This is a genomic window from Pontibacter aquaedesilientis (assembly GCF_014773225.1).
Lineage (GTDB): Bacteria > Bacteroidota > Bacteroidia > Cytophagales > Hymenobacteraceae > Pontibacter > Pontibacter aquaedesilientis.
Map to the genome: position 1 here is coordinate 133,700 of NZ_JACXAJ010000001.1, position 23,850 is coordinate 157,549.

23 protein-coding genes are annotated in these 23,850 nt (G+C 53.2%); 7 read left to right on the plus strand and 16 right to left on the minus strand.

Annotated elements, in window-relative coordinates:
* Positions 1–35: 35 nt before the first annotated feature.
* Both H9Q13_RS00545 and rluF read left to right on the plus strand, forming a co-directional pair.
* Positions 36–947 carry an AEC family transporter gene (locus H9Q13_RS00545; RefSeq protein WP_191181809.1) on the plus strand — a complete coding sequence of 304 codons (912 nt, stop codon included), beginning with the start codon at positions 36–38 and terminating at the stop codon, positions 945–947.
* A gap of 90 nt (positions 948–1,037) precedes the next feature.
* On the plus strand, positions 1,038–2,045 hold the full coding sequence (gene rluF / locus H9Q13_RS00550; protein ID WP_191181810.1) for a 23S rRNA pseudouridine(2604) synthase RluF: 1,008 nt from the start codon (positions 1,038–1,040) through the stop codon (positions 2,043–2,045).
* 92 nt (positions 2,046–2,137) lie between these two features.
* Here the strand turns inward: rluF and H9Q13_RS00555 are convergent, their stop codons facing one another.
* Together H9Q13_RS00555 and H9Q13_RS00560 are read right to left on the minus strand one after the other, a co-directional pair.
* Positions 2,138–2,800 (minus strand): hypothetical protein, encoded by a 663-nt coding sequence (locus tag H9Q13_RS00555; protein ID WP_191181811.1) that lies wholly within the window; start codon positions 2,798–2,800, stop codon positions 2,138–2,140.
* Between the two features lie 202 nt (positions 2,801–3,002).
* Positions 3,003–3,539, minus strand: a complete 537-nt coding sequence (locus H9Q13_RS00560; protein ID WP_191181812.1) for a CopD family protein — start codon at positions 3,537–3,539, stop codon at positions 3,003–3,005.
* A gap of 397 nt (positions 3,540–3,936) precedes the next feature.
* Between H9Q13_RS00560 and H9Q13_RS00565 the strand changes: the two genes are divergently transcribed.
* Together H9Q13_RS00565 and H9Q13_RS00570 are read left to right on the plus strand one after the other, a co-directional pair.
* On the plus strand, positions 3,937–5,049 hold the full coding sequence (locus H9Q13_RS00565) for an alanine racemase (protein ID WP_191181813.1): 1,113 nt from the start codon (positions 3,937–3,939) through the stop codon (positions 5,047–5,049).
* 74 nt (positions 5,050–5,123) lie between these two features.
* Complete coding sequence (locus H9Q13_RS00570) at positions 5,124–6,002, plus strand: glycoside hydrolase family 25 protein (RefSeq protein ID WP_191181814.1); 879 nt, start codon at positions 5,124–5,126, stop codon at positions 6,000–6,002.
* Positions 6,003–6,038: 36 nt separating this feature from the next.
* Here H9Q13_RS00570 and H9Q13_RS00575 read toward each other — a convergent pair whose 3' ends face one another.
* Entirely contained in the window at positions 6,039–6,791 is a 753-nt protein-coding gene (locus tag H9Q13_RS00575; RefSeq protein WP_191181815.1) for a hypothetical protein, read from the minus strand.
* Between the two features lie 119 nt (positions 6,792–6,910).
* Positions 6,911–8,701 carry a glycosyltransferase family 2 protein gene (locus tag H9Q13_RS00580; protein ID WP_191181816.1) on the minus strand — a complete coding sequence of 597 codons (1,791 nt, stop codon included), beginning with the start codon at positions 8,699–8,701 and terminating at the stop codon, positions 6,911–6,913.
* 178 nt (positions 8,702–8,879) lie between these two features.
* On the opposite strand from H9Q13_RS00580, the gene H9Q13_RS00585 reads away from it, so the two are divergent.
* Positions 8,880–10,238 carry a glycoside hydrolase family 2 TIM barrel-domain containing protein gene (locus H9Q13_RS00585; protein ID WP_191181817.1) on the plus strand — a complete coding sequence of 453 codons (1,359 nt, stop codon included), beginning with the start codon at positions 8,880–8,882 and terminating at the stop codon, positions 10,236–10,238.
* An 83-nt stretch (positions 10,239–10,321) separates the two neighbouring features.
* Here H9Q13_RS00585 and H9Q13_RS00590 read toward each other — a convergent pair whose 3' ends face one another.
* The 3 genes from H9Q13_RS00590 to H9Q13_RS00600 all read right to left on the minus strand — a co-directional run bounded on the left by H9Q13_RS00590 (position 10,322) and on the right by H9Q13_RS00600 (position 11,607).
* The gene (locus H9Q13_RS00590; protein WP_191181818.1) at positions 10,322–10,807 is read right to left on the minus strand and encodes a GNAT family N-acetyltransferase; all 486 of its coding nucleotides are present in this window, start codon (positions 10,805–10,807) and stop codon (positions 10,322–10,324) included.
* 3 nt (positions 10,808–10,810) lie between these two features.
* Positions 10,811–11,239, minus strand: a complete 429-nt coding sequence (locus H9Q13_RS00595) for an EamA family transporter (protein WP_224743984.1) — start codon at positions 11,237–11,239, stop codon at positions 10,811–10,813.
* Positions 11,240–11,388: 149 nt separating this feature from the next.
* Entirely contained in the window at positions 11,389–11,607 is a 219-nt protein-coding gene (locus tag H9Q13_RS00600; RefSeq protein WP_191181819.1) for a hypothetical protein, read from the minus strand.
* Between the two features lie 238 nt (positions 11,608–11,845).
* Between H9Q13_RS00600 and H9Q13_RS00605 the strand changes: the two genes are divergently transcribed.
* Positions 11,846–13,309, plus strand: a complete 1,464-nt coding sequence (locus H9Q13_RS00605; protein ID WP_191181820.1) for an aminoacyl-histidine dipeptidase — start codon at positions 11,846–11,848, stop codon at positions 13,307–13,309.
* Positions 13,310–13,455: 146 nt separating this feature from the next.
* Entirely contained in the window at positions 13,456–13,626 is a 171-nt protein-coding gene (locus H9Q13_RS00610) for a hypothetical protein (RefSeq protein ID WP_191181821.1), read from the plus strand.
* A 149-nt stretch (positions 13,627–13,775) separates the two neighbouring features.
* Here the strand turns inward: H9Q13_RS00610 and H9Q13_RS00615 are convergent, their stop codons facing one another.
* The 9 genes from H9Q13_RS00615 to H9Q13_RS00655 form a co-directional block, all read right to left on the minus strand.
* Positions 13,776–14,255: a DUF2721 domain-containing protein gene (locus tag H9Q13_RS00615; RefSeq protein ID WP_191181822.1), complete on the minus strand. Its 480-nt coding sequence runs from the start codon at positions 14,253–14,255 to the stop codon at positions 13,776–13,778.
* A 10-nt stretch (positions 14,256–14,265) separates the two neighbouring features.
* Entirely contained in the window at positions 14,266–14,646 is a 381-nt protein-coding gene (locus H9Q13_RS00620) for a sensory rhodopsin transducer (protein WP_191181823.1), read from the minus strand.
* A 28-nt stretch (positions 14,647–14,674) separates the two neighbouring features.
* Entirely contained in the window at positions 14,675–15,952 is a 1,278-nt protein-coding gene (locus H9Q13_RS00625) for a D-arabinono-1,4-lactone oxidase (protein WP_224743985.1), read from the minus strand.
* Between the two features lie 92 nt (positions 15,953–16,044).
* Positions 16,045–17,250: a sensor histidine kinase gene (locus H9Q13_RS00630; RefSeq protein WP_191181824.1), complete on the minus strand. Its 1,206-nt coding sequence runs from the start codon at positions 17,248–17,250 to the stop codon at positions 16,045–16,047.
* Positions 17,240–17,812, minus strand: coding sequence for a chemotaxis protein CheB (locus H9Q13_RS00635; protein WP_191181825.1), 573 nt, complete (start codon positions 17,810–17,812; stop codon positions 17,240–17,242). The genes H9Q13_RS00630 and H9Q13_RS00635 overlap by 11 nt, the downstream gene beginning before the upstream one ends.
* Positions 17,812–18,642, minus strand: coding sequence for a CheR family methyltransferase (locus tag H9Q13_RS00640; RefSeq protein WP_191181826.1), 831 nt, complete (start codon positions 18,640–18,642; stop codon positions 17,812–17,814). Before H9Q13_RS00640 ends, H9Q13_RS00635 begins: the two co-directional genes overlap by 1 nt.
* Complete coding sequence (locus H9Q13_RS00645; RefSeq protein WP_191181827.1) at positions 18,632–22,693, minus strand: response regulator; 4,062 nt, start codon at positions 22,691–22,693, stop codon at positions 18,632–18,634. The genes H9Q13_RS00640 and H9Q13_RS00645 overlap by 11 nt, the downstream gene beginning before the upstream one ends.
* Before the next feature lie 111 nt (positions 22,694–22,804).
* Positions 22,805–23,383 carry a DUF421 domain-containing protein gene (locus H9Q13_RS00650; protein WP_224743986.1) on the minus strand — a complete coding sequence of 193 codons (579 nt, stop codon included), beginning with the start codon at positions 23,381–23,383 and terminating at the stop codon, positions 22,805–22,807.
* Entirely contained in the window at positions 23,380–23,808 is a 429-nt protein-coding gene (locus H9Q13_RS00655) for a DUF1810 domain-containing protein (RefSeq protein ID WP_191181829.1), read from the minus strand. The genes H9Q13_RS00650 and H9Q13_RS00655 overlap by 4 nt, the downstream gene beginning before the upstream one ends.
* Positions 23,809–23,850 lie beyond the last annotated feature (42 nt).

The window sequence follows — 23,850 nt, forward strand, 5'->3', positions numbered from 1 at the left end:
CCTAGCTTTGCAAGTTCAAATTTTCTGCGCCCTGCATGAGTAGTATCATCTTGCTGTTTCTTTGCCTGATCGTGGGGGTGCTGCTGCGCCGGGTGCCTGCCTTCCCGAGTACCTCGCCGATTGTTCTCAACCAGTTCATCATCCATATTTCGCTTCCGGCTCTGGCGCTCTACGCTATACCTGAAGTGGAGTTGGATAGCACGGTGTTGCTGCCAGTCGGCGTGGCCTGGATCTGTTTTGGGGCGGCAGCAGCCTTTTTCTATACCTTGGGGCGAATCTATGGCTGGTCCAAAAAACTGGTGGGCTGCCTTATTCTCACAGCTGGTTTGGGCAATACCTCTTTCGTGGGCTTCCCGATCATCGAGGCACTGTATGGCAAGCAGGGTTTGCAGACGGCGATTTTGGTGGACCTGCCTGGTACCTTTGTGGTGGTTTCTACGCTGGGGATAGCCTTGGCGGCTTATTTTTCCAAAGGCCAACCGGATTTTAAGTCCATCGGCCTCAAGATATTGACTTTTCCGCCTTTCCTGGTTTTCGTGATCGCCTTTGCCATGAACGTGGCCAATCTGCACTTTTCGGATGATTGGAAAGATGTGTTTAGCCGACTGGGCAGCACCGTAACGCCACTGGCGCTGGTGAGTGTGGGCATGCAGTTGCGCATCGAGCGCCGGAGCAAGCATTGGCGATTTTTGGCCTTGGGCCTGGCCTTTCAGCTGATACTGGCTCCTTTGCTGATTTTTGTGCTCTATGCCGTGGTGCTGGGTATGCACGGTCCGGTGGTGCAGGTAAGCATCCTCGAGGCAGGTATGGCGCCTATGATTACGGCTTCCATAGTAGCAATATCCTACGGACTTAAGCCCCGGCTGGCCTCCATGATGGTAGGCTTCGGTATCCCGCTTTCGTTTATCACGCTGGCTTTTTGGTATTGGCTGGTGCAGGGGCTGTGAGGGATAGAATTAGCTAATCCTGAAGTTTTCTCGTTATTTTACAAAGTATAAACACATAGTCGGGGCATAAATTTCCGGCCATTTTAGCATATGACACAGCACACATCCGACGGTATTCGCTTAAATAAATTCATCAGCGACGCAGGCGTTTGCTCCCGACGGGAAGCCGACAAACTGATAGAGCAGGGGCGCGTGATGGTGAACGGCAAACTGCCGGAGGTCGGAGCCAGGGTGAAAGCCAAGGACAAAATACAGGTAGACGGCAAGACGCTGCACATCGACCAGGTAGAGCCCGTATACCTGGCGTTGAACAAACCGGCCGGCATCGAAACCACCACGGACCTCTCTCAGAGAGACAACATCATCCGCTTTGTGAACTACCCGGAGCGCATCTTCCCGATCGGCCGCCTCGACAAAGACTCCGAAGGGCTGATTTTTCTGACCAACGATGGCGACATCGTCAACAAGATTCTCCGGGCGGGCAACAAGCATGAGAAGGAGTACATTGTGACGGTTGACAAGCCCATTACGCCAGATTTTGTGGAGAAAATGAGCAATGGCGTGTCTATACTTGGGGTGAATACCAAGAAATGCTTTGTCGAGCAGCTGGGACCAAATAAATTCCGCATTATCCTAACACAGGGCATGAACCGCCAGATTAGGCGCATGTGCGAGGCGCTGGGCTATGAGGTACAAACCCTGCAACGCATCCGCATCATGAACATCACGCTGACCAAAATTCCTTTGGGCCAGTGGCGCGAACTGACAGAGACAGAGATTGCCATGCTGCACAGCCTGGTAGCCGACTCCGTGAAAACCGAAGAAGGCTCTGTGGGGAAGAAAAAAGCGGCCGCCAACCAATCGCAGGCGACCAAGCCTGCCCGTAAAAAATCGCCGGTTGGCAACCGACCCGCCCGGAAAGAGGGAGGCCCAGGAAAGAAAAGCAGCTTCGGGGCAAGCGATGCCAAAGGAAGCAGGGGGCAGCGCGGCGCTTCGAAAGGAGCAGGTACAAAGAAGTCAGGTCCTAAGAGCAACACCGGTTCCAGGGGAGCCAGCCGGAATGCAGCACCCAAGGGCGGCGGCAAAAAAAGACGCTAATGCTGCGGTGATCGCAATAAAACAGTAAAGCCGGTGCATCAGGCAGGTTCTTATACCTATACCTGGTGCACCGGCTTTACTGTTTCTAAATTTTACTGAATTCCTTCCTCCTCTGATTCGGACTCCTCTTCTGGGTAGGCATTCAATTTTATCTTCTCGATCTGCAGGTAAGTCTTGAACTGGTGGATGAGTTTGTCCATTTCCTTTTCCTTCTGCTGCAGAGCATCCACTTCTTCATCCGATGTTTCCAGCACCGGGCGCAGGCGGCTCAGGCTTTCGTTCATTTGGGCGACGGCGTCTTCTGTATGTGCCACTACTTCCGGGCTCTGCTCAGCCTGCATAGCCAGTTGCAGCTGGCCGATATACATTTCCAGGAATTCCACCATGTCCCAGGGATTGTTCGGGCGGTTCCAGGTAAAGGCTGTGTTGCAGCGGCGGCACTTGTAGGTGTTGCATTTCCAGCCCTGCTGGTTGGTAGTGGCACCGGTGCGCTTCAGCATATCAGCTTTGCCGCATTTCGGGCATTGGGCATTGTCTTCGATGATGTTGAGCAGGCGCTCCCGCTTGTCCATGATGGCGGTACGGTTGGCGGCATGCGTCAGGAGCTGCGTCTCCAGGTTTTCGCAGGCAGTGGTCAGTTGCGAGTGTTCTGCGCTGAGTTCTCCTTCCTCCATCAGTCGCGCAGCACGCTTACTGAAAAAGCGTATCAGTTTGATCAGTTCTCTCTCGTTAGGCTTCAGTGCAGGTTGCTTCATGTGTCGTGTGTTTGTTCAAAGTTACAAAATCTGAATTAAAGCACGAATTCTTCCAGTAACAGGCCGTAGGTATCAAGCCGTAGGTCACAAAACCTGTATACCTGCACCAAGTTTTATGATGAGAACAGCTTTTTAAATAATTGAAATCTGGTAACCTAAAAGCCTAACCCAAATCAGACTTGGTTCTGATGACAAGTGACTTTTACTTATTCCCGGATTCCCGCAGGCGCTTGTAGATGCGGATAGCGAGCATGAGCAAAGCCGAAAAAAGGAGCAGCCCCACAATGCCCCATACCATGCTCAGGGTGTTTTTCAGCACGACCAGAAACACAATGGCGATCAGGAATACAGTGGCGACCTCGTTCCAGATGCGCAGTTGGGTAGAGTTGTATTTGATGATGCCCTGCTGCTGCTGTTTGAAAATACCGTGGCAGAGAAAATGATAGATATACAAACCAACCACAAAGGCCAGCTTCCAGACGAGCCAGCCAGGTATACCGCCGTACAGGTATAGCATGCTGAGACCGAAGATAAGCGTGAGCACCGCCGAGGGCCAGGTAATGCCATACCAAAGTCGCTTCTGCATGATCCGGAACTGATTCTGCAGGATACTGCGCTCCGGCTCCGGTTTCTCGGCTGCCTCTGCATAATAAATGAACAGGCGCACGATGTAGAACAATCCGGCAAACCAGGTAACGACGAAGATGATGTGCAGGGCTTTGATGTAGAAAAAGCTCATGGGCTGAGGGAGTGCTGTTTCTGCAAAGGTAATTAAAAACAAAAGTCTGGCATACCTGCGGCATCTTTATAAGTAGACTGCGGGTTCAGGCTAAGAAATGACATTTGTCAGTCCTGCTGTTTTTTCTGAAATTTCAGTTTGATTAATCTGAACAGTGATGCTCCTTCAGAGGGGAGGGCTATTGATTTCTAGGAATAACTATACCCTTGAGGGGATTATAGGGGTGTAAAGCCAGTAGGAAGTTCACCTGCTAAATGGCAATACCCCACTAGCTCCCCTCAAGGGGATAATGTAGTTCACGTTATTTATAAATTCATTGCTATGAATTTATAATACAAGTTAGAACCTGACAGCCCTGACAAAACAAAGGAAGGACTTTTACTAAATAATTAAATCCATGCTCGATCATATAACCACACCAACACTTTTACTCGACGAAACGAAATGCCGCCGGAACATCCGGATGATGGCGGACAAGGCAAACCGAAACAACAACGGACTAAGGCCGCACTTCAAGACGCACCAGTCGGCGCAGGTGGGGGAGTGGTTCCGGGAAACGGGCACAACAGCTATCACAGTATCGTCACTTACCATGGCCCGCTACTTTGCTGATCATGGCTGGAATGATATTATGGTGGCTATACCTGTCAACATCCGCGAAATGGAGCTGGTCAACGATCTGGCTGCCAGGATAAAGCTGCATTTGGTCGCTGTGAATATCGAAACGGTAGAGGCTTTGGCGCAGCAATTGCGGCACCCGGTGAACATCTGGCTGAAAATAGACACTGGTTACCGTCGCACCGGCATCCTGCCCCATAGCCACGAGGAATTGGATCTAATCGTCGACTTGATCGGGCAAAGCGACAAACTGCACTTTACCGGCGTGCTGGCCCACGACGGCCATACCTACAAGCAGACCGACAAGGACGCCATCCGGACCATCCACCATACCACAGTCTTCCTGCTGCACCTCGTGCGCGACAGGTATAAGGCCCGTTTCCCGGAACTGCAGGTGTCCATCGGCGACACGCCTTCCTGCAGCATACTTGAAACCATCGCGGGAGTAGATGAGATACGGCCCGGCAATTACGTCTTCTACGACCTCACGCAGCAGCATATTGGCTCCTGTGCCTTTGAGCAAATAGCGGTGTGTATGGCTTGTCCGGTCATCGCTAAACACCCGGAGCGCAACGAGCTCATTGTTCATGGCGGCAGCGTGCATTTCTCGAAAGACAGCCTGCCGCAACCCGATGGAACCGTGATTTTCGGACGCGTGGTTGAGTTGTCGGATAATGGCTGGCCTGCCCCGCTGGAAGGGATAGAGGTGGTGTCGCTTTCGCAGGAACATGGTACGGTCAGAGCCAGCAAAGAGCTGTTTGACAAGTATAAGATCGGTGACCTGATGGGCATACTGCCTATCCATTCCTGCCTCACCGCTGACCTCATGAAGGGCTATGTCACGCTGGACGGAAAGCAACTGGAGCACCTCTCCGGTATAGCCTTCCGCTAGGCGATCTTTTTTGGGCGCAGCTATACCTTGCATTTGCCCGAAAGGTATATCTTTGCCAATCTCCGCAGGAAGCTATGAGTACAGTCAAGACACCTCATCCAATGAAGGCCATCCGGACGCCTAAGGCTGCAACAGCTTCTAAGGTGCTCAGAGCTGCGCCTAAACGAAAAAAGCCTAAGAAAAAGCAATCGAAGCTGCCATTCTGGATCGGGCTGGGTGTGATGTCATTCATCGGTGTGTTAGTGCTTTACGTGGAGTTCTTCGCCGAGAAAAAACAGCCGGTCTGGCCGGAAGGGCACAGTCCACTGGGCAACACCATCCTGGGGATTGATGTGTCGAAATACCAGCGTAAAATCAACTGGGAGAAAGTACGGGACAATGACGTTTCCTTCGCCTTCATTAAAGCCACCGAGGGTCAAAAGCTAAAAGACAGTCATTTTGAGCGCAATTGGGAAAAAACCCAAGAGGTAGGCATTATCCGTGGGGCCTATCATTTCTATCTGCCCACTGTAAAGCCCGATATTCAGGCCCGGAATTTTACCGAAACCGTTACGCTGCAGGTGGGCGACCTGCCCCCTGTGCTGGATGTGGAGGTACGGGGCAAACAACCGCTTAACCATTTCCGGGGCGACCTGAAAGAGTGGCTAGTGCTGGTGGAGCGAGCCTATGGCGTGAAGCCGATCATCTACACAGGGTATAGCTTTTACAAGGATTACCTGGAAGGTTACTTTGATGAGTATACCCTTTGGATTGCGCACTACAACGTGAAGGAACTCCAAGTACAGCGTACTGAGCGAACCTTGCTCTCCTTCTGGCAGCATACCGACAAAGGCGTGATCGAGGGCATCAAAGGGCCGGTGGATTGCAATATCTTTTATGGATCCAAGCAGGAAATCCGGAAGCTGTGCCTGCAGCCTAAGGAAACCGCTAAAACAGGAAAGGCGCAACTCTAAGCTGCGCCTTTCCTGTTTTTATAAGCTTATAACTCCCTACCAGTCTGTGTTCCATCTGTTTTTAGCGGTGTTGAATTCGTGCGTCTTGCGCTCCTCCCGACTTCCCTGGCGGTCTTTATCTAAAAAACCGGAAGAGCCATAGTCACCGGGGCTATACTTGCCTCGGGAGGTTCGGTGGTAGCCGCCTCCCATGTAATTGCCCTGGTCGTCGCCGTAGTTGGAGCTGTAGTAGTCGTCCCGCTCAAAGTCATACCTGCCCTGCCCGCGGCTACCCTGGAAACGGCGGGAGGTTTCATGCCCATACAAGTCTTCGCGGTCAGAATCGTCATAGCTACGGCGACCAGCATCATGCTGTCGTTGGTCGTTTCTGCCGTAGTGACGCCCTTCTTCCCGGTAGCCGGACGGTCTGGAGCGCTCCCCGCTATACCTGCGGGATGAATCGGTGCCACTGTCATACGGATGCCCCGAATCGTGGTGGCCGCCTCTTGAATCGCCAAAGCCCTGCGCACCGCCGTAACTGCCCATGTTGCCGTAATTATGGGATTGCTCAAAGCGGTCATAGGGTGTTACATGTATGTCTTCGTAACGGCGGGATCCTCCCATCTCGTTGCCCTGGTTGCCCCATGTACCCTGATCGCTTTGGTTGCCATAGCCGCCCCTTACAGGAGAACCATAGTCGTCGAAGCGGTGGCCGAAGTCACGCTCAGGGTGTCTGTAACGCTCAGAGCGATGGGTATGGAAACTGCTTTCGTGCTGTCCGTAATCACGGTCTGATGAATATCTGTTCATAGCTCAATTATTTTGCGTTTATAACATTATACCTTATTATAAACGAAGCGCTGTGGTATCGGTTGAGCTATCTTGGCCAGACAAGCCACATGGCCTCCCACCTTTTTGGGACGGAAATATTAATTGATGAAAGGGAACGCCGGGGCATTCACCTTGGATGGCGGTTTCTGCACGAGCGGCCTGTCTTGCTTCGATGAGTTTTTCTGGTAGGGTTTGTAACCGAACATCAGAAAACCAGCGGAGACAGCAAATGACAGGACCGTAATCCCTATAGCTACGTAACGAATGGTGTCGTAAAAGCCGTGGCGGGTGCGCCAGATGGCCAGGCGAAGCGGTTTTAATACAGGTTGCAGCATGCGGGCATGCAGAACATTGTACCGTAGCCACTGAATGAACTTCTCCTGCCCGATCACCACGACGCTGCCCAGAATCAGGACGTTCACCAGCGAGAACATGACCATCATCTGCACATAAGGGTTGGTATACACGTGGCCGTAGATATACTGCGAGTAGGCGATCGCACCCAGAATACTGGCAACCACCAGGATGTTGGGCAGGCTGAGCAGCCAGTTATTTTTCGGTTTGTCGTCCTTGGGTGTAGGGATATAGGGCACTTTCACCCGGAAAATAGAATAAATCAGACCCAGCATAAAAACCCACCAGGTGCCGGTGCGGAGTATACCGCCGAACATATGGAAGCCTTTCTCATTCTTCTCGTGCAGCCAGCGCTGCGCGTATTGCCGGATGGCGATCGAGATCAGGAAGAAAGGCGTGAACATGATCAGGAACTCACCCAGCGACACATACCACGGAAACTCTGCCAGCACCAGCGAGAGCGAAGGTATAAGAAAATCGAATAGGTTGAAGAGCCCGAAAAGGTAGTACATGGGCAAGGTGAGGTAATGGACCTTTTGCCGCCAGGTAAACTTGTTGAAGAGCTTCGGGTACACCGTGAACAGCAACTCGAAGGTACCGCGGCTCCACTTTACCTGCTGTTTGTAGTAAGCCGCCAGCGTGCCGGGCACCAGGCCGCGGTTCAGGATCTTGGGCACATACACCGACTTCCAGCCTTTGGCGTGCAACTGCATGGCCGTGTGCATGTCTTCGGCCAGTCCGGGCGCATGGCCGCCAATGCTGTCGAGGGCGCTGCGTCGGAAAACACAGTTGGCCCCGATGGCCTGCACGGTGCCGTGGCTGTTCATGCCCATCATCATCGGGCCGTAAAAGCTATAGGTCTGCTCGGCAGCGCCATAGGCTACCAGGCTTTCCTTTTGGTTGTAGTAGGCCTGCACGCACTGCACGTAGCCAATCTCCGGATCCTCAAAGTATGGCAGCACCTCATCCAGAAACTCCGGTACGGGTACATGGTCCGGGTCGAGTATCAGGCAAATGTCTCCGGTGGCCTGCTGCAGCGCATTGTTAATGTTACCGGCCTTGGCGTTTACCTTCACTGTACGGGTCACGTGGATCACCCCCAGGCGCTTGCACTGCTCTCGCAGGTAAGGGTCATCGGCTTCGTCGCACAGATAAGCTGTGTGCGGGTAGCGTATGCGCTGTATGGCCTCCAGCGTGTTGACAACCATCTCGTAGGGTTCGCCGGCACAAAACGTGGTGAGAATATCCACCTTAAACGCAGTGCGCAGTCCTGGCTTCACGGGTGCGCTCACATCGAAGTAGTGGTACCACTCATGCAGGGTGCGCAGCAGTTTGAAGAACAGCGCTGTGGTGAGCAGTATGTAAAGCGGCAGGTAGCCCACATGGTCTTTGTCCAGAAACCAGTACAGGAACAAGCCCATTGTTACCAAGCCCATCAGGATCATGGCCCTGATAGTCAGAACGTCCTTGGGTTTGGGGGTAATGCCGGGAATGGTGGAAGTATGGTCAGTTCGATGCCGGGTAGAAGTATACATCAGTAAGGATATTCGAATTCTTTGTAAAGGTGAAAAGCAGCCTCCGCAACACAGCATGAACTTATGAGCAGGGTATCGTCATTTATATGCAATAACATCTCGCGTTTATACTCGTATTAGCCTCAAAAGTTCTTTCCGCACCGCTAATATTTACATATCTACTCCAAAACCTGATTCCATGTTCACCCATTCTTTACCTGCTGTTATATTCAAGAGTGCGATCTGTCTGGCTCTGTTTTCTGTATTTGCTTCGTGCTCTTCCAGAGGGGTTGATAATCAGCGGTATGGGCTGAAAGGAAGGAAGGTGGAGATCGTGGCGGAAGGGGAGCGGTACACGCTGTACAAGGACGGCAAACCCTATTTCATCAAGGGAGCGGCGGGCTACGAGCACTTCGACAAAGTGGCACAATACGGCGGCAACTCAGTGCGGGTATGGCACACGGATGATGCGCAGCGCATATTGGATGAGGCGCAGGCAAATGGCCTGACCGTGATGCTGGGCCTCTGGATGGAGCGTGAGCGGGAAGGTTTCAACTACTACGACAAGGAAGATGTGGCAGCCCAGAAGGATCGACTGCGGCAGGAAGTGATGAAGTATAAGGATCACCCGGCGCTGCTGATGTGGGTGGTGGGCAACGAACTGTACGCCGAAGGGTCGAATATTAAGGTATGGGATGCCGTGAACGGCGTTGCCGAGATGATCCATGAGCTGGACCCGGATCACCCCACCACAACCACCGTAATGAACGTGCCCCAGAAAGTGGTGAACCTCATTAAGCGGCGCTGCCCGGCCATCGATATCCTCTCCATAAACGCCTTCGGGGCGATGCACAACCTGGCCAGCGAGATCAGGGATACAGATTGGGATGGACCTTACGTAATTGCAGAATTTGGCGGCAGAGGCTATTGGGAGGCTTACACTACCTGGTGGTACGCCCCGATCGAGCAGACCAGTTCCGAAAAGGCGCAGTTTGCCAGGGCCAAGTATGAGCGCACCGTGCTGGCCGACAAAGACCGCTGCCTGGGGGCTTACGTTTTCATGTGGGGCTATAAGTATGAAACCACACCCACCTGGTTCAGCCTGATGACCGAGACCGGCGAGGAAACCGAACTGGTGCAGGCGATGCGCGAAATCTGGACCGGCGAAACTGACTTCAACAAAGCCCCCCACATTGCCTACCTGACCATCAAGGATATTTTCCCTTCGGACCATGTTTACCTTAAACCAGGAGAAGACTGTACAGCCGCTGTTTATGCGACAGACCCGGAAGGTGACAGGCTACAGGTCAAGTGGGAAATTCTGCCGGAAACCGTGAGCGAAGATGGCAATACCATAAAGGAGTCGAAGCCCCACCCCGTTGAAGGGGCGCTTGCCATGTCAAAGGACACTAAAGTTGCTTTGAAAGCCCCGCAAAGAGATGGGGCCTACCGACTATACGCGTATGTGTATGACGGGCAGGGAAATGTGGCGACGGCCAACTTCCCTTTTTACGTGAAAGCGGGGAACACCTTTAGCTCGGCACTGGATTTTTATTAAAAGCGTGCCTGGGTAAGGCCATTGCTGTGGAGGGGGAGCAGGTATGGCGAGAGGTGCTGAGGTCGCCTTATTGCTTACTCCGCTCAGAACTTATCGCTTCGCCGCTCCAGTAGGATGGTGTTGCGCCAGACGCCGTGCAGCTGTGCCACCCGGTCGCGGTAGCCGATTTGCCGGAAGCCATGCCGCTCCTGCAGGCGCAGGCTGGTTTTGTTGTCGGCAAAGGTGGAAGATTGCAGCGTCCAGATGCCGTTGGCCTCGCTCTCTTGAACCAAAGCCTGCATGAGCAAGTCGGCTATACCTCGGCCACGGTGACGGGTAGCGATGTAAATGCTGAACTCCGCCACTCCCCGGTAGCAGGCCCGAGCCGAAACTGGGAGCAAAGCCACCCAACCCAGCACCTCGTTCATTTCAACAGCAACCAAGCGGGTATGAGGCAAGTGGTTCCGGTCCCAGTCCTCCCACGAAGGCACTTCGGTATTGAAAGTGGACATGCCGGTTTTAAGCCCTTCGCCATAGATGCGCAGTACATCGGCCGCATGTTCCGGTAGCATCGGTATGATCTCCATCATCTTTTATTTCCAGATCAGAATCAGCGTGCCGCAAAGAATCACTCCCATACCCAGTAACAGGCGCGGCGTGAGCGGTTCATTCAGCAGAAAATAAGACAGCCCCACAGTGACCAGTATACCTGCCCGGTCGATGGTGGCCACGATCGAAACATCGGCTGTTTTGATGGCCTTGAAATACAGAATCCAGTAAACGGCGGTGCAGGCCCCGGCCAGAACAAACCAGGTAAGTGTCTTGCTGTCGATCATCCTGGCTGACTTCAGGCCGCCGGCGTAGAGGGCGTTGCCCAGCACCATCATGAACAAAACGCCAGTGCGTATAACCAAAGCCAGGTGCTCGTTGGCATTGTTGTTCATTCCCATCTTCGCAAACACCATGGCCACGCCCCCCGTGAGCATGGCAATGAGTGCATATCCTAACCAAGATTCCATCATCAAAATTTTCAGGCTGCAATAGTACGACAGCTTTTTGGTTCTCGCTCTACAAACCTCCCGGAAAATTTGGGCGAAACTTGAGGCAGGCCGTTTTACCTTCTAGTAAGCTGGCCTGTAACGCTTACCTGTATGATTTTCGCTTTCATGGCTTAAAGCTCGGCCCGGAATTTTCGGCTTTTCATCAACTCCTGCACAAATTTCCGGGCGAACGCCATACCAGCCCGCCAGGGGTAGGGGTGTGTTCCCTGTGTGTCTCGCTGGAGTGGGGCGTCGTAGTGGCTTGGGTGTTTCGTTTCAGGTTTACCTTCCTGCTCAGCCTTCAGCTGTTCAATTGACTGTGGTGTTGCGAATTGATAGATCGGTTCCATAGGAAGAGTGGTTTTTTATGTTTTGATTCATTTCAAAAGGAAGACGGGGAGGTATTTGCAAAGACGCAACCCCTAAGGATTTTTTTATCAAAAACTTCATAATCGGAGCAATAGAGCAAGTGAGGGATTACACGGCCTGTTTCGTGCGCTTTGCCATAATCTTATTACCTTAGCACTTATAAAATTTAGACCTTCGAAACAGGTATAGATCAACCTTAAAGACATAGACAAAAAATACATGAGCACTGAAGTAAGAGCCCTCGAGCCGAAAGCCCTCTGGAATAATTTTGCTGACCTGAACGCTGTCCCGCGTCCTTCCAAAAAAGAAGAGCGCGTTATACAGTTCATGATGGACTTCGGTCAGAAACTTGGCCTGGAGACCCTACAGGATAAGATTGGCAACATCATCATCAAGAAGCCCGCCACACCAGGTATGGAAGATCGCAAGACTGTGCTCATCCAGAGCCATGTGGACATGGTGCACCAGAAGAACGCCGACACCAATTTCGACTTCAACACGCAAGGTATAGACATGTATGTGGACGGTGACTGGGTAAAAGCGAAAGGCACGACCCTAGGCGCGGACAATGGCATCGGCGTGGCCACCATTATGGCGCTGCTGGCCTCTACCGACATCGAGCACCCAGCCATTGAGGCCTTGTTCACGGTGGATGAGGAAACAGGTATGACCGGTGCCCTCGGACTAAAAGGCGGTATGCTGGACGCCGAGATCATGCTGAACCTGGACACAGAGGATGACACCGAACTGACCATCGGCTGTGCCGGCGGCGTGGACATCAACGCCAGTGGCACTTACCAGCCGGAAGGTATAGCCGGTGATATGACAGGTTATAAGATCAGCATCAAAGGATTAACCGGTGGCCATTCCGGTATGGACATCTACCTAGGTCGCGGCAATGCCAACAAACTGATGAACCGTTTGCTGCACCAGGCTGCTGCGCCATTTGGTTTGCGTATAGGCTCTATCGATGGCGGTGGATTGCGTAATGCCATTCCAAGAGAGTCCGTATCCGCAGTGGCTATACCTGCAGGACAGGCTGCAGACTTTGAGAAATTTGTGCAGGAGCTAACTGCCATTCTGAAAAACGAGCACGCCACCACTGACCCGAACCTGGCGGTGGAGTTAGAGCAAACCGATGCTCCGTCTCAGGTATTGCCACTTGATTTTCAGGCTACTCTGCTACGAGCCTTGTATGCTTGTCCGAACGGAATCTACCGCATGAGCCCGGACATTGAGCATTTGGTGCAGACCTCGAATAACGTGGCCCGTGTGCTGGTGCAGGATGGCAGCATGACGATTCAGTGCCTTACCCGCAGCTCGGTGGATAGCGAAAAAATGGACTTGGCGGCTGCAATTCAAAGTGCGCTGGAACTGGCAGGAGCTTCGGTTAGCCTGAGTGGCGTATACCCTGGCTGGATGCCAAAACCGGGTGCCGGCATCGTGAAATTGATGAGCGACCTGTACAGAGAAAAATATAACGGAGAAGCCCACGTCAATGCCTGCCACGCCGGTCTGGAATGCGGCATCATCGGCGCGAACTACCCGGAGATGGAGATGATCTCTTTTGGCCCTAACATTCGCGGTGCACACTCCCCTGATGAGAAGGTGCAGATCAGTTCGGTACAGAAATACTGGGATTTTCTGCTGGATACGTTGAAGCGTATACCTGCAAAGGCTTAACCTCCCCCTAACCCCCTCCTAAGAACAGGAGGGGGATTTTTTTAATTAAAATTTTCTTGAAGATTCCGGGCCCAACCACCCCTGCCCCTCCTTGTCCAAGGAGGGGAATCTTTGACTACTGCCACTCTACAGTTATAAGCTCTGTCGTGATTGTTACATACCACTGGCAGCATTGCAGGATATACTCGCACGCCGGCTACGAAGGTATAGCTTTGGCCCAGTGCACAACCGACGATTTTGTGTTGGGGGTAGGGGCCCTCGACAAAGAGCGTTCAGCGAGTTTGGAGCGTCTTGATTTTTTTGCTTACTGGGGGTAGGGGCCCTCGATTTTTTCATCAAGTCGAAGAACCCGAACTTGATTCGGGAGAAAAAAGTGAGTGCCCGCCGCACAGGCGAAGCTACAAAGCAGTTCAGCTTGCTATACCTGCAACAGCCGCTGCTACAGCAGTATCCAAAACAACCACTCTTACTTATTCACCCGCATCACCCAATCCATTTCCCGGTCAACTGCTTGCAGCGCAATCCTGGACTCTACAATAAGCAGGAGGCTGGCGTAGAACAGCAGACCAGCACCCAGCAGGCTGAGCAGCGTAATGGCCCAGGCGAAAGGGAGGTTCAGCACATCGAACAGGGCGATGGCAATGCTGGTGGCGACAAACACACCCAGCGTCAGGTATAGACTGGTCATGGCGCGTTGCAGCAGGCGGCAGCGGCGGGTAGCCCGTAGCAACAATTCCAGCAAAAAGCTTTTCTCGCCCAGGTCATCTGCCGTAAGTTCTCCTTTTTCGATGAGTTCGCTGTACTGTTCCGCCAGTTTGCGAACCCGCTCCATGCTGCGGCTCAGGCGTTGCGAGGTGGTCAGGATGAGCGAGCCGCTGGCCATGATGAGAATAGCCGGCGTAATCATCGCCGAAAGGATGGTGAGTGCTGCGGAAAGGTTATCCATACCTAGGTGATTATACTACCGGAAAGGCCATCATAGTGGTAATGGCATTTGCGATTTGTCGGGTGTCCTGGCGGGTAAACTGCACCACAACCGGCACACTGGCCTGCAAAACGCAGGCAAAAGGCGTGTCCAGAGGTATAGCCAGCGGATCGATCAGGTCGTTGAAGCGCACTTCCTTGACCCGTTGGGCCTCCACACAGATCGGGTAAGGGCCATCGGGGTCGCGGTCGCTGTAGTAAATGGTGAGTTCAATATTGGCCTCCTTGCCGGATGTGTTGAGGATGTTGAGTCGGTCGTGGCTCGTGAATTCGGGCTCTTTGCCGTTGCTGCCGAATGGGATGTGGCCACCGGGTATAACCCATTGCTTGTTGCCTAACTTTTGTGGTTTCATGGTACTTGCTTTCTCTTTGGCTAAAAACTTATTCTATACCCATCAGGCGACGCATGTAAGGCGTTAGGAACACACCATTCGGGTCCATCTCGTGGCGTACTTTCTGAAATTTTTCCCAATCAGGGTATAGCGGCTGCAGTTCTTTGGCGGTCAGGGTGTGTTTTTTGCCCCAGTGCGGCCGACCACCGTGCTCCAGGAAGATCGGCTCGATGTCTTTGAAGTAATCCCAGAAAGGCAGCCCGGCATTGTGGTGCAGCGAGATGGTAACGGAGTCGCCGCTGTGGTAGGGGCTGAGGTAGGCATCGTCGGGGGCGATGGTACGGTAGAGCACCCGCCAGCCCACATGTTTGCGGTGTTTTTCCTTCACACGCTGGCGCACCGCCTCAAAGCAGGCCGGACCATTTTCGGCAGGCAGCGCATACTCCATCTCATCGAATTTCAGGCTGCGTTCCCGGGGCAGAATCTCGTGGCTCCAGCCTTCCTCATCCTTCACGAGCGTAGCATAAGGTAGATCGCCTATTTCCTGATCCGGCTCGTTCATGGTGCGGAGTTTGGCCAGGTCGCTGCGCGGGTACCAGTAAAAATCGAAATTGCGGTTGTTTTCCTTTAGGTCTTCCAAATGCTCCATACACTGCTCAATATGGGTACACCACTCCCGGCGATGCAGCTTAAAGGCAGGTTGCAGCTTGAGCCGTATCTGTGAGAAGATACCCAGCATGCCCATGGAGGTACGCAGCGCCCTGATGAATTCCGGGTCATCCTCAATGTGCTTGTCTATGATGTCGCCGGAAGCCGTGATAAGCCGTGCCCCGATCAACATGGTGGAAAGGTTCTGCAGCTTTTTGCCCGTACCGTGCGTGCCCGTGCCGATGGCGCCCGACACGTTCTGCACATCCACATCGCCGGTATTGTGCATCGCCAGTCCCACTTTGTAGAGGGCCTGGCCGGCGTCGTGTACCTTCATGCCGGCGTAAATAGTGGCTTCGCCTGCCTCTTTGTTATGCGAGACGAGGCCCTGCAGTTTGTCCAGCGAGATAAGCGTATCTTGGGTTTCGATGAGCGGGGAGGAGGAGTGACGGGCTCCGGTCACGCGGGCATTGCGCCCTTCTTTGGCAGCCTTCGCGACCGCCTTTGCAATCTCCTTTTCATTTTTGGGGTAGAGTAGCTGCTTTGGGGTAAAGCACAGACTACCTGACCAGTTGGTGACTTCTTTTGCCATACAGGAATCGGTTTGTATACCTGTACCGGCCTTGTTTGGCCAAAGCGGCACAGGTATAAATTCCTGTTCTTTAACGGGAGCACCCATTCCGGGTTTTCAAAAGCCAATACAGGTATAGCCTGTACCAAAAAGAAATGGGCACTTCCGCTGTGCCCATCATATCATGAATTTCTAACTCTCTAACTCCGCAGGTATACCCTGAACTCGGTGCCTTTTCCCAGTTCGCTGTCAAGCTCAATCTTACCGTCATAGTTCTCCACAATCCGCTGCACAATGGCCATACCCACACCAGTGCCTTCCACATGGGTGTGCAGGCGTTTGAACATGCCGAATACTTTTTGCTTGTCTTCTTCCCGAAGGCCCAAACCATTGTCCCTTACCCGGAACACGGTAAAGCCGGCAGAATAGAATGAGCTGATCTCTATTTCGGGCATACGTTCCGGCGAGCTGTACTTGATGGCATTGGAAACCAGGTTGTAGACGATGCTGCGCAAGTTTTTGCGGGAAAAGACGATGTTTGGTGCCGCTGTGAAGTCAGTCTGAATGCGGGCATCGTACCTGTTGATCAGGTCCTTGATGTTGAGTTTTACGTCTTTTAAAATCTCCTCGAACTGCACGCTTTCTTTGGGGGCTTCCTCTTCGTACTGTACCTTAGCCACCTCCGTCAGGTCGATCAATGTGTTTTTAAAGCGTCCGATCGCATGCTGAATCATGCCCATGATGGCGGTAAGCTCTGCCTGGTCGGGCTGCTCACTCTGCAGTGTTTCCTTTAGCGCCACTACCAGTCCCTCTATGTTGTTGATGGGGGCTTTGAGGTCGTGGGAGGCGGTGTACACAAAGTTGTCGAGGTCTTTGTTTACGCGCGTGAGTTCACGGGTGCGCTCGGCTACACGCTCTTCGAGCTCTCTGTTTACTTCAAAGGCAAGTCTGTAGGCGCGCTCCAGTTCCTTTTTCTGCTGATAGTACCGCACAAAAGACATCACCTTGGCCTTGGTGATGTAAGGGTGAAGCGGTTTGAACAGGAAATCCACGGCCCCTGCCTCAAATCCCTCGATGACGTGGGCATCCTGCTGGCTGATGGCCGTGACGAAAATGATCGGAATGTCCCGTGTTTTGGAGATGTCACGCAGGTAGCGGGCTACCTCGTAGCCGTTCATGCCCGGCATTTGCACATCGAGCAGAATCAGGGCGAGTTCTTCCTGGAGGGCTACCTTCAGGGCCTCCTCGCCTGAGTTGGCGAACAGGTAGGAAACGTCATCACCTTCTTCAGACAATAGGCTGGCGAGGCTGACAAGGTTCTCTTCCTTATCGTCCACCAACAGGATTCTGACAGGCTGCAGGGCGGTTTCCAGTACAGGGGACATGATATCGTGGTCAGTGTTCATGTAAGGATAGTAAGAATGATTGTATTTGTGCTACATTCATTATACTACAGCCAGGTATGCTGTTGATGGCAGCCAGTGGCATGGTAGCGACTTCTGCCTCGGCAGGGTCCTGTGCGATGACCAAGCCTTGTTTTTCAAAGATATACTTTAATCCCGAACTTCCGTCCCTGCTGGCCCCACTAAGTAGAATCCCCACTGTATTTTCCCCAAAAACATCGGCCGCGCTGGTGAAGGTCACATCGATGGAGGGGCGCGAGTAGTTCTCCAGCTCGGAGTCGTCGAGCGAGAAGGTATGGTCCTTTTCGAGCAGGACGTGGTAATTGGCCGGGGCCAGGTATACGTGCCCTGGTTCGGGCTTTTCCTTTTCTTCTATTTCCAAGGCTTTCAAGTTCAGTTTCCTTTCAAACAGTTCCTGCAGGCCACCCTCCTGATTGCGCAGCCGATGCAGCACAAGCACGATGGGTATGCTGTAGTTGGCAGGCAGAGGCTGCAGCACCGAGAGTGCGGCCTGTATACCTCCCCACGAACCGCCTATCACGATCAGTTTCGATACGTCTTCCATCAGGATGTTTTACGGTACAGCCGGTTGTTCTTGTCCACGAAGTTATAATCTCCGCTGATGCCGGACATGGCCAGCGTCTCTTTCTTGCCAAGTGCCAGGTAGCCCAGGCTCACCAGGCTTTCGTCGAACAGCCTGAACACCCGCTCCTGCAGTTCCCGGTTAAAGTAAATGAGCACGTTGCGGCAAACGATCAGATGAAATTCGTTGAACGAAGTGTCGGTGGCCAGGTTGTGCGGATAGAACACTACCTGGCGAACCAGCGCCGAGTTGAACTTCACGTTGCCGTAGTTGCTTGTGTAGTACTCCGAAAAATCCCGCTTGCCGCCGGCCGCATAGTAGGCGGAGGTATAGGCCGCCATGTTGGAGGCCGAAAATATACCTTCCTTAGCCTGCCGCAGCACCTTTTGGTTGATGTCAGTGGCATAGATTTTCGTGCGGTCCAGCAATCCTTCCTCTTCCAGCAGAATGGCCAGCGAGAAAAGCTCCTCACCGGTAGAACATCCCGCATCCCATATCTTGATGAAAGGGTAGGTGGAGAGGATCGGCAGCACGTTCTCGCGCAGCGACAGGTAAAAGGTCGGGTCGCGGAACATTTCGGTTACATTCACGGTGATCTCCTGCAGAAAATTCTCAAAGAAAAAACTATCCGTGAAAAGGAATTGCCGCAGCTCGCCCATACTGTTCAAATGCTTCTGTCCCAGAAACCGTTTGATGCGGCGGTACACAGATGCCCGTGCGTAGCCGCTGAAATCGTACCCGTACTGGGCTTTTATTTCTTTGATGAGCGCCTCTGCCTCCAGCTCAAACAAATCCTCCTCCTTAAGCCTCATACAACCAGACCCGCATCAGGGTAAGCAACTTGTCGGTATCCACGGGTTTGGGTATATAGTCTGAGGCACCGGCTTTTATGCACTTTTCTCTGTCTTCTTTCATGGCCTTTGCGGTGAGTGAAATAATTGGCAGCTGCTTAAAACGTAAATCAGCGCGAATTCGTTTTGTCGCTTCTATGCCGTCCATTTCCGGCATCATCACGTCCATGAGCACCAGGTCTATACCTGTCTCAGCGTCCAGTTTCTGCAGGGCCTCCTTGCCGTCGTAGGCGGCGACTACCTGCATGCCGTGCAGCTCCAGCAAGCTGCTGAGCGAGTAAATGTTGCGCACGTCGTCGTCTACCACCAGTACTTTTTTGCCGCGCAGCACCTCCTCTGGCACATGCAGCTTCATCTTGAACTCGTTGCCCGGCGGAAGCTTCTGGTTTATTTTGTGCAGGAAGAGCTGTACCTCGTCGAGCAGGCGCAGGTAGGAGTATTCGTTTTTAATGATGATCGTGTTGGCGAATTGCTTGAGTTGCGTCTCCTCCTCCTCGCTCAAGTCCTTTCCGGAGTAAATGATGATCGGAATATCCGAAAGGCCGGTCTGCGACTTGATTTTCTTCATCCAGTCAAAGCCTTTCATGCCCGGCAGGTTGAGGTCGAGGATGATGCAGTCCACTTTCTGTTTGGCCAGTACCTGCTCGGCTTCTTCGGCGGAGTAGGCAGAGGTTGACTTGAGGCCATGCGACAGCAGCAGCTCGGCCACCGCTTTGTTTTCGATCTCGTTGTCCTCCACGATCAGGATGTTCTCGATGGTGGAGCCGGATTTGCCGGCAATGGAGCTGAAGGCTTTGTTAAGCATCTCGAGCGTGACAGGTTTGGGCAGGTACTCTTCGTTTTCGGCATGTTCGCCGATCACCTCCTTGTCGTAGGCCGACATCACGTGCACGTTCATGTGGCGCAGCTCTTTGTCCTCGCGCACCTGCCGGAGCACGTCCCAGCCCGTCATGTCCGGCAGTTGGATGTCGAGCAGCATGGCGTCCGGTTTTGTCAGACGGGCCAGACTCAGACCCTCCTGGCCGGTAAAGGCCTGGTGTACCTGAAAGTTTTTGGCACCGGCAAAATCGGCCAGAATGTCGCTGAAGCCTTTGTCGTCCTCTACGATCAGCACTGATATGTCCTGCTTGTTCTGGCGCTCCATGTTCACAAACATCTGCCCTACGCTCTTGCTCTTCTCATGGGCGGGGGTGGCTGCGGCAGGTATAGCCTGCGCGGGTGCCGGCCTGTCGACAGTGGCTGGCGAAGAGCCAGAATCCGGTTGTCCACCTGATACAGCCCCAGCCGGTATGCGGGGCAGGTATAGCGTGAAGGTGCTGCCTTTGCCTGGTTCGCTTTCCAGTGAAAGTTCGCCACCCAGCAGGGTAGCCAGCTCTTTGCTGATGGTCAGGCCCAGGCCCGTGCCACCGTACCGGCGGGTCGTGGAGGTATCGGCCTGCTGGAATGCCTCGAACACAACCGTTTGCTTGTCCTGCGGTATGCCTATACCTGTGTCGCGCACAGCAAATGCCACCACGTCCGGGGAGTCGCGCAGCTGCTCCGATTCAAACTTAGGCCGCTGCGTGACCGGGTAAACCGAGAACTCTACCTCGCCACCCTCGTCGGTAAACTTGATGGCATTGCCGATGAAATTCTTGAGAATCTGCTCCAACCGGAAGCGGTCTGTACTAATGCTGTCGAAGCTGCCCGGAAGGTGACGTTCCTGGAAACGGATCTGCTTTTTGTGGGCCATGTCCTTGAACAGGGGCTCCATCGAGATGTCCTGCAGTTTCAATTCCTCGGTCTCCAGTTTCACCATACCCGACTCGATCTTGGACAGGTCCAGAATCTCATTGATAAGCCGGAGCAGGTCGTTGCCCGATTTGTGGATGATCTGGGCGTGGTCAACTTGCTTGGTGGACAGGGTGTTTTCGTTGTTGTCGGCCAGCAGCCTGGAAAGGATGAGGATACTGTTGAGCGGGGTGCGCAACTCGTGGCTCATGTTGGCCAGGAAGTCGCTTTTGTACTTGCTCACCGTCTCTACCTGCTGTATTTTGAGTCCAATGGCTGCGCGGGCATCCTCCAGTGCTTTGTTTTTGGCACCCAACGTTTCGTACTGCTCTTCCAGTAGCTGGGCCTTTTCTTCCAACTCGGCGTTTTTCTCCTGCAACTCTTCCTGGTTCACGCGCAGCTCCTCCTCCGAGGCTTTGAGCTCGGCGTTGAGCTGGCGCATTTCCTCCTGCTGGGTTTCCAGCTCCTCGGCTTGGTTCTGTGTTTCGTATAGCAGCTCCTGGGTCTGCAGGTGTGCCTTCAGGGTATGGAGGAGCACCGAGATCCGCTCCGCCGCCGAGTCGAGCAGGCGACGCTGCACCTCGGTATAGGGTTGGCGCGAGGCCAGTTCCAGTGCGCCCACAATGGTGTTGCCAAAGTAAAGTGGGATGATGATCACCGTGGCCGGCCCTATGTCTGACAAGCCGGATCTGATGCGCAGGTATTCGTCTGAGACGTTGGAAAGAACTTTGACTTTGTTTTCGCTGACGGCCTGGCCTACCTTGCCGGAGCCGATCTCAAAGACCGGCAGCTGCTCCTGGCTAAACTGCACCCCATGGCTGGCAGCAGCCGCCAGTTTGCCGTTGTTGCCGTGCAGGTATAGCACACCTGCCTCAGAGTCGGTGTAGTTGCAGAGATAGGAGAGGGCCCGGGCGGCCACGTTTTCCAAAGTCGTTTCGCCCCCCATCAGGTTGCTGAGCTCGGCCACGCCCGTCAAGACCCAGTTGCGGTTGGCGTTTTCGGTGGTGAAGGTTTTCAGGTTTTCCTTCATGTCGCGGATGGCGTGGCTCAGCACATCTTCCTCGCTTTGCACCTCCACCTCCAGCTCATACCTGCCCTCGCCAATGGCCTGCGCCACCTGCGACAGCGAGACGGTTTTGTTGACCACACCCCTGAAAGAGGCCGCCACGCTGCCAATCTCGTCGTTGCTCTCGATAGCTAGTTTTACATCCGTGGCGCCCAGCCGGATGCGGTCGGCGGCGGTTTTGAGGGCAGAGAGTGCGTTCGAAATCAGGTTGATGATGTAGTAGGCGAGGAAACCTGTGATGCCCAGCACCATTACCAGCAGGGTGAGCAGCACCGCCAGGTTCCGCTGCTTGGCGCTGCTTTCAGCCAGCATTTGCGCCCGGATACTGGCAATCAGGCCAACCTCTACTTTTCGCAAAAACTCAATGTTCTGGGTAAATTGCGCATAGAGTGCCACGCCGTTGAGTGTCCGAAGATCTAATTGCGGGTCGCGCTCCAGTAGCTGCATGGTGGCGATGGATTGCTTGTAAGCATCCGACTCGATGACCGCCTGTACCTCTTGGGCAAACTCTTCGTCGGCATAGCGGTAGAAGGTCTCAAGCGCATTGTTGTAATCGTTGTACTGCGTCATGAGCAGCGCATAGTCCTGGTAGGTGAAAGCGCCGTCCTGAATCACCTTGATGAGCAGGCTGCGGATGCGCCCCAGTTGGAATTTCGCCTCCGTCAGGTTACGGAAACTGTTGAGTCTGCGCGTCACCTCCTCATCACTGATGCTGGTCGTGTTGGCATCCATGCGGTTAAGGAAAGTGAAGATCAGCGCCTTTGAATACTGCCTGAACTCCAAGGCGTCCAGCTGGCCATTATCCAGTGCGTCGCGGTATTTTTTGAGCTCACCGAGTTGGGCGGCATTCGGGAAGGGACGACCGGAGCTTGTCAGGAAACTGTTCAGGTCGCGGCTGGCCACATCGGTGAGGTTGCGCTGTGCCCTGGCGTCCTGCAAAGCCGCTGAGTCGCTCGCCGCAGCCAGCAGGATGCGGGCCCGCTCCCGTTGGAAAGCATGCAGCAGTGTGGCTATTTTCTCTGATTCGGTGAGTTGGACGACCTCTTCCTGCAGTCTGTCATTATCCGCGAGCTCGCGCTGCACAATGTTGGTCACAAAGTATACAAGTGGAAACAGCAGCAGGGAGAGTAACAGGAGTAGTTTATCCCTGATCTTGAGATTGCGAATGATGTTCATCTAACGAGCTAAGTTTCGGTGCTGGCAGCGGTCAGGCATGTAGTGAAACTGCAAGTTAGGAAATCATAAGGTATTTTTGTTGCTAAGTCTTCGATCAATCCAAGGTATAGGTTATACCTTTCCGACGTTTTGGAGCGTTTCTGCCTGCGCATCTTCCACATCCGGCATAATGGTCATGTCGCCGGTGGTTTCGAGTACGATGACATCGATGTGTCGCAGGTCGGTTATACCTTTCTTACGCGCGGCCATGTAAAGTTCCTCTACTGTGATGCGCTCTTTTTTAAGGGCATCGTGCAGCAATTCTCCTTTGTACAAGAGCAAAGTAGGTTTGCTGGTAATTAAATGTTTGACGGCCTTATACCTGACAGAGAGCCAGGTAATGGCATACTGCAGGAAAATCAGCAGGAAAAAAGCGAAAACGCCATCGATCAAGGGAATGCTTTTGTTAAGTGCCACCGCCGAAAGCGACGAACCTAAAGCCACTGTCACAATAAAATCGAAGGCATTCATTTTGGAGAGCGTTCGTTTGCCAGACGACCGAAGCAGAAAGATCATGGCCACGTATGCCAGAATGGTAATCGTGAAGGTCCTTAAGATGCTTTCCCAGTTGTCGAAGAAGAATTTTTCCATGAGCGTTTGATTGTATCCGTTAGCGTGCGAAGCAAGGTATAGCTTACCCGTTCTACTCATTCACCGGCAATCAGTTGCAAAGTCTTTTGATCCTTGGTGCCGCCAAAGTATTTGTCCAGCACTTTTTGGAAGACCGGATGCGTGGCTGGCAGTGCGGCAAAAAGTGTCATGCTGGATTTCAGCTTCAGATCGTCGGGACTGCCAAAAATCTGGTTTGCCGTTTTTTCCTTAAGGTATAGGAGCGCCTCCGAAATCTCAACCAGTCGTTTTCCCAGCACGAGATGCTGCAGGTATGCGGCTGCTTCTGCCTTGTCTTGGATGGCGTAGAACTTGGATGTTTCGCTAAAGCCAAGCCCGGCAATCTGCGGAAAGATATACCACATCCAGTGGCTCCGTTTTCTGCAGTTTTTGATCTCCGACAAGGCAACCTGGTAGTCAGATTCCTGGGCGTTTAAGAAGCGATCTAAATTAGTTGCCGGTTTCATTGAAAGTGGGGTTGTGCGTTGTCCGGGTTGGCAGCGTAATCC